General features: G+C 35.6%; 10 protein-coding genes. 8 read left to right on the forward strand and 2 right to left on the reverse strand.

The window, feature by feature from the left end; translation table 11 throughout:
- Positions 1-19: 19 nt before the first annotated feature.
- On the reverse strand, positions 20-1225 hold the full coding sequence (locus tag Cop2CBH44_RS06800; RefSeq protein ID WP_200755778.1) for a DUF5689 domain-containing protein: 1206 nt from the start codon (positions 1223-1225) through the stop codon (positions 20-22).
- A gap of 24 nt (positions 1226-1249) precedes the next feature.
- Positions 1250-4207, reverse strand: coding sequence for a carboxypeptidase regulatory-like domain-containing protein (locus Cop2CBH44_RS06805; protein ID WP_021931133.1), 2958 nt, complete (start codon positions 4205-4207; stop codon positions 1250-1252).
- Between the two features lie 536 nt (positions 4208-4743).
- Between Cop2CBH44_RS06805 and Cop2CBH44_RS06810 the strand changes: the two genes are divergently transcribed.
- From Cop2CBH44_RS06810 to Cop2CBH44_RS06845, 8 genes are all read left to right on the forward strand, one after another.
- Entirely contained in the window at positions 4744-5787 is a 1044-nt protein-coding gene (locus Cop2CBH44_RS06810) for an endonuclease/exonuclease/phosphatase family protein (protein WP_021931135.1), read from the forward strand.
- Between the two features lie 497 nt (positions 5788-6284).
- Positions 6285-7478, forward strand: a complete 1194-nt coding sequence (locus Cop2CBH44_RS06815) for a hypothetical protein (RefSeq protein WP_200755779.1) — start codon at positions 6285-6287, stop codon at positions 7476-7478.
- Positions 7479-7610: 132 nt separating this feature from the next.
- Positions 7611-8513, forward strand: a complete 903-nt coding sequence (locus Cop2CBH44_RS06820) for a bile acid:sodium symporter family protein (RefSeq protein ID WP_338025693.1) — start codon at positions 7611-7613, stop codon at positions 8511-8513.
- Positions 8514-8546: 33 nt separating this feature from the next.
- Positions 8547-9272 carry a phosphatase gene (locus Cop2CBH44_RS06825; RefSeq protein ID WP_200755780.1) on the forward strand — a complete coding sequence of 242 codons (726 nt, stop codon included), beginning with the start codon at positions 8547-8549 and terminating at the stop codon, positions 9270-9272.
- A gap of 126 nt (positions 9273-9398) precedes the next feature.
- Positions 9399-10001, forward strand: coding sequence for an RNA polymerase sigma-70 factor (locus tag Cop2CBH44_RS06830; protein WP_021931139.1), 603 nt, complete (start codon positions 9399-9401; stop codon positions 9999-10001).
- Between the two features lie 150 nt (positions 10002-10151).
- The gene (locus tag Cop2CBH44_RS06835; RefSeq protein ID WP_021931140.1) at positions 10152-11135 is read left to right on the forward strand and encodes a FecR family protein; all 984 of its coding nucleotides are present in this window, start codon (positions 10152-10154) and stop codon (positions 11133-11135) included.
- Positions 11136-11208: 73 nt separating this feature from the next.
- Entirely contained in the window at positions 11209-14649 is a 3441-nt protein-coding gene (locus Cop2CBH44_RS06840) for a TonB-dependent receptor (RefSeq protein ID WP_200755781.1), read from the forward strand.
- A gap of 20 nt (positions 14650-14669) precedes the next feature.
- Entirely contained in the window at positions 14670-16253 is a 1584-nt protein-coding gene (locus Cop2CBH44_RS06845) for a RagB/SusD family nutrient uptake outer membrane protein (RefSeq protein WP_200755782.1), read from the forward strand.
- Positions 16254-16267: the final 14 nt, after the last annotated feature.

Consider the following 16267-nt stretch of genomic DNA (forward strand, 5'->3'; position numbering starts at 1 on the left):
ATTGGTTAGTATACAAATCTTATTCATAAAAACTCTTTGACAAATCATCCAAAGAACGAATTGTCAACTGATAATCACCCTGAGAAGAGTTTTTATCATGAAACCAGCCCAAAATTGCAATAACCGACCCTTTCTTTTCTTTACGCGGAATAAGAGTATTTGCAAAATGAGCATATTCACTTGTCGCTATATTCACTGTTCCCGTTCTATCCGATATCTCTCGAGATTGAGGAAAACCTATATTGTAGCCTGCATCTACACTGTAAGTCGACGGAGCATAAATAGGATTTCTTTGGTACTTATTCGTGTTTCCTGTCTGCTTTATACTCTCTTCTATCGTTATCATCTGGTCATACGGCAAAAGCTCTTCACCATCTCCACGACCGGTAAACTGCACATCCTTTATCAGTATAAGACGTCCATACCAAGTAGAATCCAATCCGGCCAAGTCTGCTATTGTTTTCTCTTCAGGCACTACTTTACTTTTATCAGGCAACCCAATTCTTTGAAAATGCTCCGGTACAAGAGAATAAGGTATACGTCCCGGCTCAAAGCGAACTTTCGGGCTGAATGCATTAGGCGGGTCATTACGAAAACCATAAACTCCAATCTGGGGCATTTCGGCATAACGTCCCATCATCAAGCCATTACATTTAATCGAAACGACTTGCCCCAATGGGAAAATACCGCTTAAACTACCGGCATCAATAGAAACTTTTATAGCTGACTTAGGTTCAACCAAATCTTCCAACATAAAATATTTATAAATATTCGAAGCCGTATCACAAGTCGTTACACGTCCGGTAATATAAATATCTCCCGGAGCCTCCATAGGGGTTAAAGAAAACAAATTCTTATAAGTGTCGCCCGTTTCCCGGCATATCATAAAACTCTTGCCTTTATAATCCACTGAAATTTTCAACCGACCATCGGTCTGAGATACACTCTTCACCGGATATTGCATCGGGTCTTGGTTTACGGTAAAATATGTATAGCCAGCATCCGGATCAAATTTTAATGTATCATCCTTCCCGAACACATATATATTATCTATACGATCATACATGGCTATCAACTCGCCAATAGTCATATTTGCTTTCCATGCCCGAGGATCTCCTTCAGGTATAATCACTAAATCTTCCGGAACATTATCAAAATCATTTACACAACTACTAAAAGCTGCTACGGCCAAAAACGTTGCGAATAAATATTTTATCTTACTCATAATATAATTCTATTCCGTTATTTATTAAAATTTAAATCCAACATTGAGGAAACAATTAAATCCCCATGCATAATAATATTTATTAGGATATTTATCGACCAGCTCTATGTCTTTGTTCGGAGTCTTATTATTACGTCCTATACGACCTTGCTGATACCCACCAGTCACCATATTTTTATTATTCAAGATATTACTAAAACTCAAATTTATATTCAATGACTGTTTACGGTTATTGAAATATATCAATTTTCCAACCGAAGCATCCAGCATAAATCCACCATCGAGTTTTTCCTGGGTCCCAAACATTTTCAGCAAAGCTTGGGAGCGTTCTTTCTCTTCTTTCGTATACGTCGAACCTTTGGGCTTCAAATAACCGCTATACTCTATCTCCTGACCCGCCTCATTCAAATAAGTACCACCATAGTAGTTCATCTGAGTAAAATGAGAGGGTGAAAAATCGAGATAATTATTATCAAAATAAGACAATGTTACATCGGCAAACCACATCTTTGGATGGAAATAATCCAAAGTTATACTTGCTGCCAATTGAGGACCTGTACTTACTCTCAAATCTTTTGTATACACCCGTTCGATAATATCTGAATTTTTTGCATCCGCCGGAGTCTTTGGGAGTTCTCCGGTCAAAAGGTTGGCTCCATTTTCTGCACTCATTACTCCGACAGCATTATTCGTATAACGGTAATCCCCATATGTTCCTGCAACAGATACAGAAAAACTGTCGTTCAACTTAACCGAAACCCCGGCTTCTACCCCTAAATACCGTTTATTTACTCCAGAAAGCGTATGATTCACAAAAGTACGGAACTCATCATTATAGTATCCTGTAGCTTCGGTTCCGTCCTGCGTAATCGTGTGGAATCCTGTAATACGCCCTTTTACGATTGGTGTATTAAACTGATAAGTCAAGTCATAAGAATACACTCTTTCAGAGGGGAGGTCCTTAATTTTATATTGTCTTGGATTTTTCGGATTTATTATTACTTTACCTATCTGGGTATCCTTCACTCTCGGAGCGACATAAGCATAACCTGCATAAGGAGCACGAGTTTCTGCCAATCCATTCAGCACCAATCGATGCCGTCCATTGATTTTATAAGTCACACCAATTTTACCACTCGGATCTACAAAATTCAGTACTTTGCCCTTGCCATAAGACGTAGCGCCGATTACTGCAGCACGACCATTCTCCATTTTACCTTCACGCCAGAAAGATGTAGTAGAGAGACGAAATGCCGCAGAAATATCGAATTTCGTCAAAGACAAATTTCCCTGAATAAAAGCTCCGGCTTTTATTACATTCATATTATAATCATATCCAAAACGATCACCCTCGTAAATTTTCCGATTAGGATTACGCAAATCATTCTGAATTATCATATTATTATCAGAAAAATCTCGCTCGGCAAATTGGTCTATATCAATCCACTGTTTACCACCCAACAAATCATTCATCGTTTTATAATGTTTACCTATCGAGTAATTAACATCAATACCTGCCAGCATATTTACCCACTTATTAAAACGATTGCTATATGTAGAATTAAAAGTAGTTTCTACCAAATCATTATGCCTTTGCTCCAAAACGTATTTTGCACTTCCGTCCGGATTAGCAACATTATTGAGATAGTTAGTATGATACAATGAGTTCCAGTTTATCTGAGTTATATCGGTATTATTATTTAACCATTGGTCTTTTATCTCATTGACCAAATCATAATCTATATTCTCTGGTGAATCAAACAATTCATTTATCTGATAACTCGGCATATTTCTGTAATAATCGGGGCGCGGGTCAGCTGCATTATAAAAACTAAGAGCTGTATTACTGTAATTACTATAATGGAACCCTATCCCGGATTTTAGATGCTGGGTTTCTGTTATTTTATAATCCCAATTAAATATAGCCGTCGGATCAAAACTGTTTACAACACGAGAACTACGTTTCTTTCCATCTTGATATCCCCAATAAGGATTATAATATATCGAACGCAAATCATATACTTCTTGTGTCACTGCAGCCGATTGTGCCCTCTTCGTAGGAGCTCCGAAAGTTGTCAAAGAAATACGATGTCTGTCATTTATAACCTTTTCGCCTGAAAGGAAATAACCCCAAGAATTATAAAAAGTTCCTTCTATAATCCCTTCATTGGCCCAACGGAACACAGCTGACCCAGTAAATGCCCAACCATTATTCATCAATCCCGTTGCATAAGTTGCTGTTGCTCTTAAATTGTACGAACGATTTGTATAAGCAACACTCGCTTTTGTTCCCGCAGCATAAGCACTTGCTCGAGTATTTATATTCGTTACCCCTCCTAAACTACCATAAGCAAAAGTAGGCATCTCTATTCCATTCACAAGATCCTTATTACGAAAAGCATCGTTCAAACCGCCTAAACTTGAATAATTAAATCGGCCTCGTTCCTGGTCATTAAAATTCACACCATTTATATATGTAGTAGAAGCATTTTGTTCGTACCCTCGTACACTAAACCGCATAGGACTATAATTATAACTTGCGGCATTTAGAAAAACATCATCTGATGCTCCTGCAAGATAAGAAGCTGACTGAGAAGAAACATTGTCATCGTCATCTAAATCGGATTCATCAAAGAGACGGATATTTTCCTCTGATTTCGGAACAACTCCAGCCGTCTTAATTAATGCAATATTTCCTAAATCTATCTTCTCACCTTTTTTAATTAATATATTCTGCGTGAACGTCTGATAACCTGGAGATTCGATTATCAACTCATCAGCACCCGGAGATAGATTTTTAAAAATAAATTTACCATTCTTCACAGATGGTACAGAGACATTTTTTACTTTAAGAGAAACTTTTGCTCCTACGACAGGAGATCCGGTTCCGAAGTCTATAATTACACCTTTCAGCTCGGATTTCTGAGCAAAAACCGAAATACCGAAAAAGAGCATTATAAACAACCATAGATTTCGATTCATAAATACAAGGTTTAGTTTATAATAATAGTTGTTTTAGCTTTAATTCCATCCATCTCCAGTTTTGGGAAATAGGAATGCAAATTAACACATTTTTTTTGATTATTCATGTTACAATTACATTATATTTTCTATTTTGATATGTTAAAATCACAAACCAAAAGCCTTTAAATAAAGGGCTTAGTTACACTTTAACGAAAGTTACATCCAAACTTTCAATTCATAATCAAAGAATTAGTAAATATTGAACAAGAAAACAATCACATTTTTTTGAAATTTCATCAAAACGGCATACATATTTCATTTTTTTTTCTGATTTTTGTAAAAGTCTAAATTAGGAGTAAAACTTGAAAAATAAATTATTTGGCATGGTAGATTAATAAAACAACATTATTATGAATCATGAACAATTTTTTAATCCATTTTGTTCGCCTAAAATACAGAAACAGAAGGATATTCCAATAATCAAGTGGACAATCAAACGGAATTAGCTCCAAGATTAAATACAAATAAAAAAGAGAACTAAACACTTTATACTAATGAGAAAATTCAGCTTAATTTTTATGTTGGCCTGCACATGCACATTGGCCATTCTCGCCCAGAACCAAAATAAAAAACTGGCCGTTTATTCAATTGCCTTTTATAACTTGGAGAATCTCTTCGATACAATAAATCAACCAGATGTCATAGACGAAGAATTCACCCCTCAAGGTACCATGAAATGGGGATCAATGAAATATCATAATAAATTGAATAACTTGGCTTATGCTATCAGTCAATTTGCTTTGGATTACTGTCCGCAAGGACCGGCTGTAATTGGAATTTCTGAAATTGAAAATCGCGGAGTTATAGAAGACCTCATAAAAACCGGACCTCTTGCCAACAGAAATTACGGTATAGTACATTACGATTCACCTGACCGTCGAGGGGTAGATGTCGGACTTATCTATAACGCAGACTTGTTTACCGTCGAAAACAGCAAAAGTGTTCGTCTGGTTTATCCTGCGGATACATCTATGAGAACACGAGACCAGCTTGTGGTTACAGGAACACTGGCGGGCGAACGTATGCACTTTATTGTAAACCATTGGCCTTCACGTCTAGGTGGAGAGAAAAATTCTCGCCCTAAAAGAGAAGCAGCTGCCGCTCTTACCAAACATTTGGCTGACTCACTCATCCAGGCAGATCCTGATTCTAAAGTTGTTATTATGGGAGATTTAAATGACGATCCGAATAACAGTAGTACAAGTAAAGTTTTAGAAGCCAAGAAAAAACAAAACGAGGTCAAACCTGGAGGTTATTTCAATACAATGTGGCCTATTTTTGCTAAAGGTATAGGCTCATTGGCATATCAAGGTCAATGGAATCTATTCGACCAAATCATTATTTCAAGCAATCTGTTAGGCAAAGATAGATCAACGCTCAAATTTATAAAGGCAGAAGTATTTAATCGGGACTTTTTAAAACAAGAAGAAGGAAAATATAAAGGATATCCTAAACGAACACATGCAGGAGGGGTGTATTTAAATGGGTATAGTGACCACTTCCCTACCATGATTTATCTGGCCAAAGAAGTCAATTAGAATTTTACGATAAGCTGACCAGTCCTAAATAATCGTAACGGTTATTTAAGACTACTCAACATTAAAGATTTGAAATTATCCTTATTCAAAATAATAATTTCAAATTTATCAAATGAGGTTTCTCTATACACTTATAATTTGTAAATGTATAAAGAAACCTTAAAATATGGAAATATCCAAACTGATACTACCCCTATATTTCATATTGGCTCTAACATCATGATAGTAATATCTATTGCACTTATCAATTCCCTACCATTTATTCTTCTAACAATTACATACTAAAAAATAAAGTAAGTATCAATCACGGACCTACTATTGGAATTATCTGATATGGAGCAGAAACTATCTCAAATTTATAGTTACTGAACTACTTTGATTATATAAATTGAACTAAAAAAGGTAATTCCTCCCAGACTCAAAAAAACTTATATATATATAACAGAATTCAACCAAAAAGTTATCTTTGTATATATGAATATGTTAAAAAAAACTTTATGTATACCTTGAAAGAAATATCTGATAAAAAATCCGAACGAGATTTTATTACATTACCAATAAAGTTATATAAAAACAATCCATATTGGATACGCCCTTTAGATAATGATATCAAACAAATATTCAATCCGGTAAAAAACCCTTATTTCAAACATGGAGAATGTACCAGATGGGTTCTTTATGACAATAATCAATGTATCGGCCGTATTGCAGCATTCATAAATTACCAAACAAGCCATATAGATGACTATACTGTCGGACAAATGGGATTTTTTGAATGTATCAACAATAAAGACGCTGCATTCCTATTATTTAATACATGTCGCAACTGGCTTGAAAATAGAGGAATGGAAGCGATGGAAGGACCTGTAAACTTTGGCGAACGTCTACATTGGTGGGGATTACTCACCAATGGATTCGACCGTTGTCCCAACTATGCAATGCCTTATACACATTCTTATTATAAAGACTTTTTTGAGTCATACGGTTTTAAAGACTACTTTCAGCAATTAACCTACCGTACACACCTAGTAATGGATAATCTTTCCCGAATTGTTGTATGGAAATCAGAACGCTTACTCCGTAACCCTGATTATCAGATACTTTCTTATAGAGATATAGGTCATAAAAAAGCGGTCTTATCGTTATTTGATATATATAACCAAGCATGGAATCCTCAAACACACGGAATAGATGGTATGACCCTCGAACAAATAGAGACCTTATATCGAAAATTAAGACCGATACTCGACAAAGAACTTATATATTTTGCTTACTTTAAGAACCGACCTATCGGATTCTTTATTATGTTCCCCGAAATAAATCAACTCATAAAACAGATGAACGGTAAAATGAATTTTTCCGGGATATTAAAATTTTATTACTATTTACGAACAAAAAAAGTAGACACTGCTTTAGGACAATTATTTGGCATAATACCCGAATTTCAAGGTAAAGGAGTTGAAGCTGCAATGATTACTCGGTTTTGTGAAATAATTATAGAAAGAAATTCTCCATATAAATACTTAGAAATGAATTGGATTGGAGATTTTAATCCTCAAATGATACATTTAATGCAATATATTGGAGCTAAAAGAGTAAAAACACACATTACATATAGAAAACTATTTCGTGAAAATATCCCTTTTTCACGAAAAGCTGATTTTCAAAAAAACAGAACCAAAAATGTATAAATATTCAATTAACATGTATAAATAGAGATATTTTTTACATATAAATACATATTCAATCCATAAAATTACAATATAATATTTTGATAATTCAAATATTCATTCTTACTTTGCATAATCAAAAAGTGAGGAAAAGTGATATTGCAACGATTGAAAAAATGGATGCTTCCTATAGCAATGATCACCGGTGCTGTTTTTTATCGGTACGTTCAAATAATTTCTTTTTTAACTCCGTACCTAATATTCATCATGCTTTTAGTTACATACTGCAAACTATCTTTACGCAATATGAATTTATCACCTTTGCATGCATGGTTATTAGGGATACAAGTCATCGGTAGTCTCCTCATATATGCCTTATTATATTCGTTTGATCCTTTAGTAGCAGAAGGAACCTTTATATGCATATTCTGTCCCACCGCTACTGCAGCCGCTGTTATAACTGGAATGTTGGGAGGCGATATTGCTTGTCTGGCAACTTACAGCCTTTTGAGTAATATGACCGTTGCAATTATTGCCCCTTTTATATTTTCATTTATGGGAGATCACATTTCCCTTCCTTTCTTTGAATCTTTTCTAAAAATCGGTACCGAAATGATTCCTTTATTGATATTTCCGTTCGTCTGTGCCTTAATATTACAAAAGTTTCTACCCAAAGTACATTCTGCTTTACAAAATCGTCAAAGCATCTCATTCTATTTATGGGCCATATCCTTAACTATAGTCATGGGAAAAACTGTATCCTTTATTGCCAGTAGAGGAAATGCAGAATACAAAGAAGAAATTTTAATTGCTCTTTTTGCTCTTATCGTCTGCGTATTACAATTTATATTGGGTAAATTAATAGGACAAAAATATTATAATAAAATTGCCGGAGGACAAGGATTGGGGCAAAAAAATACAGTATTAGCAATATGGATGGCTCTAACCTACCTCAATCCGTTAGCTTCCATAGGTCCTGCATCGTATGTAGTATGGCAGAATAGCATCAATTCTCTCCAATTATGGATAAAAGAGAAAAAAGAAACTAAAATTTAAAAAATACATTATAGCAACTTTCCAATCTCTATTATGAATATTTTATTAGATGTACATACCCATACAGTGGCCAGTGGACATGCATTCAGTTCTCTACAAGAAATGGTTCATACTGCTTCTGAAAAGCATTTGCAGATATTAGGTGTTACCGAACACACCCCAGGAATTCCTGGAACGTGCCATCCCATTTATTTTCGCAATCTACATGTCGTTCCTCGAAAAATGTATGGTATCGAATTACTATTAGGCGCAGAACTAAATATTATCGACTATATGGGAAATATCGATTTAGAGGAACTCTACCTCCAAATGTTAGATATAAAAATAGCAGGTATTCACTCTCTTTGTTATACTCCCGGCAATATAGAAGAAAATACCTCTGCCATGATAGGCGCAATTTCTAACCCATATATAGACATTATCAGCCACCCCGGAGACGGCACAGCTACCCTACTTTTCGAACCTGTCGTTTTAGCTTCAAAAAAATACGGTACTTTATTAGAAATAAATAACAGCTCCCTGAATCCAGTCAGACACAAAACTGAAGCTCGTAAAAATAATATAGAAATACTTCAATTATGTAAAAAATACGAAGTTCCGGTAATACTTGGTAGTGATGCCCATATATCATTCGACATAGCAAATTATGAAAATATTTATCCTTTACTTCAGGAAACAGAATTTCCACAAGAGCTTATCATAAATGATAAACCCGAAACTTTCAAAAAAAGAATAAATGTAACTTCTCAAAAACTATAAACAAATTTAAAACCAGAACAAGATTGCAACAAGCCTTTTCTCTAAAATTCATTTGTGAATTTTCTGATAAATTTTTAAGTTTGCGACCTGCATTTGTTTCTTTTAGGAAAAAAGAAAATAAAAAAAATGACAAATTCGAATAATTCATCAGAGAAAGAAAGAGAACTTGTATTAAAACTAATTCAAGGTAATGAAGATGCTTTTTGCGAATTATATTCCTCTTATAAGCATCGTCTCATCTACTTCGCGATGAAATTTCTCAAATCATCCGAATTTGCAGAAGACATCTTTCAAGATACATTCACAACCATTTGGCAAACACGAAAATTCATCAATCCAGATATTCCTTTTTCATCTTTTCTATATACTATAATGCGAAACCGTATCTTGAATTTATTGCGTAATTTAGACAATGAAACAGAACTGAAAAACTACATCTTCGACCAAGCTATAGACGCCCACGAAGATATCGAAGAACACTTATTTTCAAAAGAATTTATGAAATATCTTACTTGTGCTATGGAAAAACTGACACCACGCCAACGAGAAATTTTTGACATGAGTAGAAATCAAGATATGTCTCATAAAGAAATTGCTCAAAAATTAGGTATCTCGCTCAACACCGTACAAGAACATATTTCAATTGCATTAAAAACTATCAGAACCTATTTAGATAAACACGCAGGGCCTTATGTCAATATTGTAATCTTCTTATTTTTATTGAAATAAAGGCTAATAATACTTTCAATTTTATAGATAAATCTGTCCTTATTTTTCAATCTTTAAACAGTATATGGTTAATATAAGTTAAATATACCCCAGCAAAATAGAATTTCCGTGTAGTATAATTGTAACGAAATTATTACAATTATTCACTTTATGAAAAAGGAAGAGGATAAAAAGAAGAAAATTTATCGCTATTTAGATAATTTATATAGCAAATCGGAGGTCGAAGATATATTAAAAGATATTCAAAATCCCGAAATGCAAAGGGAAGTGAATAAAATCAGTCTTGAAATGTGGGAAGAAAGCATTAGCGAACCTCCATTCTTACATCGCACAGAACAAGAAAAATATAAGCAAGAAGCAAGAATATTATTACATAAAATCAAAAGAAAACAATTCACATTCAAGAAACAGGCATGGGGTGCAATTGCATGCATTATAATATTATTAATCAGTATAATAAGCATCAAGGAATATACAATATTGGAACATAAACACATACTCTTTACCGAAATAAGTACATCGTTCGGAGAAAAGAAGGAATATATACTTCCTGATGGTTCTAAAGTTTTGTTGAATGCATGTTCCACTATAAAATTTCCCCAGCAATTTCAAGGAGAAAACCGGGAAATAGAATTGAATGGCGAAGCTTATTTTGAAATAGTACATGACAAAAAGAAAAAATTTCTAATCAAAACTGACAATTTTATAGTAAAAGTGTTAGGAACTAAATTCAACGTAAAATCATATACGGAACAGGAAACTGCATTAGTAAGTGTAAAATCCGGGAAAGTCGAAGTCGAATTGCCACAAGCCAGCATGAAATTGGCAGCTAATGAACAAGTCCAAATTCAAGCCAACGGAAATGAATTTATAAAGAAAAAGGAAGACAATTCTCGGGCTTTAGCTTGGATACAAAGTAAACTTTATTATCAGAACGCAACAATCTACGATGTAACCAAAGATTTGGAACACTATTATAATTGTCGATTTAAATATTCAGAAAACCAATCATTTAATAATCGAATTAGCGGACAGCATGACAATAAAAGCTTAGAAGCCGTGCTACAATCTATCGAATATATAACCGGTATCAAATACAAAATTGAAGGAGATACAATCTTGTTATTTAAATAAGATTTTAAAGTGATTAATATATAATTAATATAACAAAATACCGAATAAACTTAACATGAAGATTAATTTTACGATGAAAAAAAGGTCTAAGTTCATCATTCGTCTGATGATACTGATAGGAGTATTATGCCACACATCTAATATATGTATGGCACAAAACTCTAAGCTTACTACTATCACTCTACGCGTAAAAAATGAAGCTATCGAAAATGTTTTTAAAGAAATCGAGAAAAACGGCAAATATAATTTCTTCTATGACCCCTTAGTTATCAATAAAGTAAATCCTGTAACTTTTGATGTAAAAAATGCATCTCTTCAGGAAATATTAAAAATAATAGAAAAACAAACAGGCCTTAGTTTCCAACAAAGAGACAATACAATCTCCGTGACTAAGAAAAAAGAATCTGATATCCCCGCAACTAAAACTCAAAATATAATACAAATCAAAGGAAACATTAAAGATAAAAAAGGAGAGCCCATTATAGGAGCCAGTATTCGAGTGAAAAATAGCGATATCGGGACTATTTCTGACATTGACGGAAATTTTACATTATCAAAAGTTCCGGAAAATTCAATTATAATAGCATCATATGTAGGATATAACTCTGAAGAACTCCCAATAAAAAATAAAAAAAATTTCCAAATCATTTTAAGTGAAAATACGGAAGAACTGGACGAAGTAGTTGTCGTTGCTTACGGTACAGCTAAAAAAAGTTCATTTACAGGGTCTGCAGAAGTAATTAAGCACGACCGTATTGAAAAACGTATTGTAGCCGATGTATCAAAAGCTATCGAAGGTACCGTCGCAGGTGTCCAAAGTACATCAGGAAGCGGTCAACCGGGCTCCGGTGCATCTATGATAATTCGAGGATTCGGTTCTATTTCTGCAGCCAATACCCCCCTCTATGTAGTAGACGGTGTACCATTTGATGGTACTCTGAACAGCATCAATACCAATGATATCGAATCGATAACCGTACTAAAAGATGCATCCGCAGGAGCTTTATATGGTTCTCGCGGAGCTAATGGTGTTGTAATGATCACAACCAAACGGGGTGGATTGGAAAATGACAAAATATCCGTAAATCTAAAAGCTAATTGGGGTATTGCCTCCAGAGCTATTCCCAAATATGAAACCGTAAATGAAGCCGAATATATGGAACTGGCCTTCGAAGCATACAAAAACGAACTTATTTACACAGAAGGATTAGACCCTGCACAAGCCGGAATACAGGCTATCGAGGTGATGGGTGGTATAGCTAAAGGAGTATTGGGATATAGAGAAGAATACAACCCTTTTGACATGCCTCTTGCTCAATTGATAGACCCTTATACAGGGAAAGTAAATCCAAATGCCAAATTAAAATATCATGAAGACTGGAAAGATGAATTAAGTAATAAAAATCCATTGAGACAAGAATATCAGTTATCCGTAGCCGGAGGAAGCTCTAAAACCAACTATATGGTATCTATGGGATACCTTGATGAAGTTGGATTACTGAAGACAACAGAATTCGAACGCTATTCAGGACGTGTCAACGTAGACACGCAAGCTAAAGATTGGTTAAAAATGGGAATGAATGCATCTTTTTCTCAAACAACCAGTAATTATAATAGCGCTTCAGGGTCAGAAGTTTCAAACTTGTGGTACACCAGCCAGATTATGGCACCTATCTATCCCGTATATGAACATAATGCCGACGGCTCTTTAAAATTAGATGCCAATGGGAATAAAATATTCGATTATGGAGTTAACCGTATTGCACTATCCAACTCCAATGCGATAGCATTGCTTTATGACGATAAGGAAAAAAGCACTAAAGATAATCTAAGCGCAAGAACTTACGTTGAGTTAGTCGCCAATGATGACAAATACGGTTTTCTGAAAGGTTTTTCATTCACAGCTAATTTAGGTTTGGACTATTTTAATACTCACGAAATGAGTTACCAAAATCCTTATACCGGTAACGCTGCTACCATTTCCGGTAGCTTAACCAAAGCTGCACAACGTCAACTCAGTTATACATTCAACCAATTATTGACTTACAAACGGGATTTTGGGTTGCACGGTTTTGATATTTTGGTCGGGCATGAATTTTACCAGCTAAAACAAGAATACTTAGCTGCTCAAAAAACGGGATTTCCATTTGGAGGTCTTTATGAACTCGCCGCCGCTGCCAATTTGGCTGCAGCAAGTTCTCAAACTGACAAATACGCTATCGAATCATATCTGAGCCGCGCCAACTATAATTATGCTCAAAGATACTATGTATCCGCAAGCTTTCGAACAGATGGCTCTTCCCGATTTTACAAAACCAGCCGTTGGGGTAAATTCTGGTCATTAGGAGCCTCATGGAGAATTTCTGAAGAACCTTTTATGGCAGGCGTAGACTGGATAAATAATTTAACATTCAAAGCCAGTTTCGGTTCACAGGGTAATGATAATATCGGAAGTTATTATGCCTACCAAAGCTTGTACAATATGGGACTGACAAATGCCATTTACAATGGCGCAGCCATAAATTCTCTGGAAAACAGAGACCTAAGATGGGAAAAAAACGAGAATCTGAATATAGGAATCGAAGCCCGGTTATTCAACTGTTTTTCTTTAACTGCAGAATTTTTTAATAAACATACCAAAGATTTGTTGCTGAATATGCCTAAAGCAACATCTACCGGCTTCAACGCCTACCCTGCCAATGTAGGAAGTATGCGAAACAGAGGTGTCGATATTACTGCCAGTATAAACATATTCAACAACCGAAACTTTAGATGGACACTGACAGCGATGGGTAGCCATATTCGCAATAAAATACTGAAACTGGCCGATAAACCGGAAATAATCTCAGGTTCAAATATCTTCCGTGAGGGAGAAGCTGTAAACTCGTTTTACCTGCCTATCTCTGCAGGAGTTGACCCTTTGACCGGTAATCAACTTTATTGGGTAAATCATGACGAAAACAACAATCTCGTAGAACGATACAAAACCGATGACGTAACACTGACGGCCAACAGCCGAGAAGTTGTAGGAAATCGCATTCCCGACTTATATGGAAGCATTACCAATGACTTAGCATTCAAAGGATTCGATCTATCCATTCTTACCACCTACTCCATAGGAGGTGAAATGCTGGATGGCATTTACAGCAGCATGATGAATGTAGGATATAAAGGCTACGTATGGCATAAAAATGCCTTAAGAAGGTGGCAAAAACCCGGAGATATCACCGATGTACCTAAAATCATGTGGGACCAACAAATACGTACAACCGACCAAAACCTAATAGATGCGTCATACTTTGCTATCAAGAACATCACATTAGGATATACCCTTCCTAAAAAATGGACTGACAAAATGAAAATGCAAAAAATTCGGTTTTATGCTTCCGGAGATAATTTAGCATTATTCAGTCATCTAAAAGGGATGGACCCTCAATACAATTTCACAGGAACAGTCGGATATACATATACTCCGTCAAGAACTATCTCTTTCGGCATAGATATTAACTTCTAATGATACTAAAACTAAAAAATATGAAATTAACAAAATATATTGCACTTGCCATAATCGGCGCTTCTTCCCTCTTTTCCTGTACCGATTATTTAGATACCAATCCTACTGACCAGATATCAGGAAACGTCATATTCACCGATGTAAATGGAGGCATGATTGCCATGAACGGTGTTTATCGTCTGATGTACTCTTCCGGTTGGGCGGGAGACAACTCTACCCATACTTTCGGATATATGTCTACCATGTTGGTGGCAGACTTTATGGGAGACGATAACATCGTATCATCAAGCATCAAAGGATGGTTCTCAATGGACTATAACCTACAGGAGCGAAACTTCTATTCAAGCATGTTATATCGGCCTTATTCTGAATGGAACTTTTACTATACCATCATCTCAAACCTGAATTATATTCTATCTCATGAAAAAAGTCTGACCGGGCTTCCCGGTGAAAAAGACAACCTGTTCGGACAAGCATACTCTTTACGGGCTCTTTGCTATTTTTATCTGATACAACTCTATCAACAAACATACATCGGTCATGAAAATTCTCCGGGGGTTCCCGTATATACGGAACCGACAACCTCTTCGACTGAAGGAAAACCCCGAGGCACTGTAGCCAATGTATATAGACAAATTAATGAAGATATAGAAAAAGGAATAGGGTTACTAAAACAAGCTGAAGAACAAGGAATAAGCCAAATACACAAATCTCATATCGATTATTATGTCGCAAACGGCATCAAGGCACGTATCGCTCTGGTACAAAACCGCTGGCAAGACGCAGCCAATGCAGCAAACATAGCTCGGCAAAAAACAGATTTGGGTCTGGCCGACGCATCTGAACTGGTAAGCGGATTTAACGACTTAGATATGACCTCTGTATTATGGGGAACCGAGATACAAAAAACAGACCAAAACGGAGCATACGCATCTTTCTTTTGCCATATGGATGCTAATGCCGGAATGCACGCTTCATACGACCGAAAATGTATCAGTGCATGGCTATATAAACAAATGGGTATTCAGGACATACGTCGCAATAACTGGTGGAAAGGAAACATAGCACCTGCATTAGAACAGACACAAGGACCTCAAAAAAGCTATTGCACAACCAAATTTAGATTCAGTGAATATTCTTCTTATTTAGGAGACAATATTTATATGAGAGCTGAAGAGATGTTGCTTATCGAGGCCGAAGCTCTATGCCGATTAAAAAATTATGATCAAGCGAGAACTCTAATGAAAAATTTCGGATCCATTCGAGAGAAAAACTATGTCAAGAATCGTCTGGATAAAGTGACAGACAGCAATGAAATGACTTTAGACATCTACGGTACAGTATCAACTCCCGAAATAAAAACTCTATTGGACGAAATACTTTTACAACGCCGAATCGAATTATGGGGAGAAACCGGTCGAATATTTGACGTTCTCCGTCTTAAAGCCGGCTATACCCGGGACTATGAAGGCTCAAATCATATCGTAAAGCTAAGCGATAACACAAAAATACCGGATTATAAAGGTTTTATCTTGACACTACCTCAGTCAGAATTTGATGGAAATGTCAATATGGACCCTGTAGCAGACCAAAATCCTCTTTAATTAAATAATATAAA

The sequence above is a fragment of the Coprobacter secundus subsp. similis genome, assembly GCF_015097275.1.
In the GTDB taxonomy this organism is placed as follows: Bacteria; Bacteroidota; Bacteroidia; order Bacteroidales; family Coprobacteraceae; genus Coprobacter; species Coprobacter secundus.

Coding starts and splice junctions, on each gene's coding strand:
- Cop2CBH44_RS06815 (WP_200755779.1), top strand. CDS start 6,285: ATGTATACCTTGAAAGAAATATCTGATAAAAAATCCGAACGAGATTTT.
- Cop2CBH44_RS06830 (WP_021931139.1), top strand. CDS start 9,399: ATGACAAATTCGAATAATTCATCAGAGAAAGAAAGAGAACTTGTATTA.
- Cop2CBH44_RS06845 (WP_200755782.1), top strand. CDS start 14,670: ATGAAATTAACAAAATATATTGCACTTGCCATAATCGGCGCTTCTTCC.
- Cop2CBH44_RS06800 (WP_200755778.1), bottom strand. CDS start 1,225: ATGAGTAAGATAAAATATTTATTCGCAACGTTTTTGGCCGTAGCAGCT.
- Cop2CBH44_RS06825 (WP_200755780.1), top strand. CDS start 8,547: ATGAATATTTTATTAGATGTACATACCCATACAGTGGCCAGTGGACAT.
- Cop2CBH44_RS06810 (WP_021931135.1), top strand. CDS start 4,744: ATGAGAAAATTCAGCTTAATTTTTATGTTGGCCTGCACATGCACATTG.
- Cop2CBH44_RS06840 (WP_200755781.1), top strand. CDS start 11,209: ATGAAAAAAAGGTCTAAGTTCATCATTCGTCTGATGATACTGATAGGA.
- Cop2CBH44_RS06805 (WP_021931133.1), bottom strand. CDS start 4,207: ATGAATCGAAATCTATGGTTGTTTATAATGCTCTTTTTCGGTATTTCG.
- Cop2CBH44_RS06835 (WP_021931140.1), top strand. CDS start 10,152: ATGAAAAAGGAAGAGGATAAAAAGAAGAAAATTTATCGCTATTTAGAT.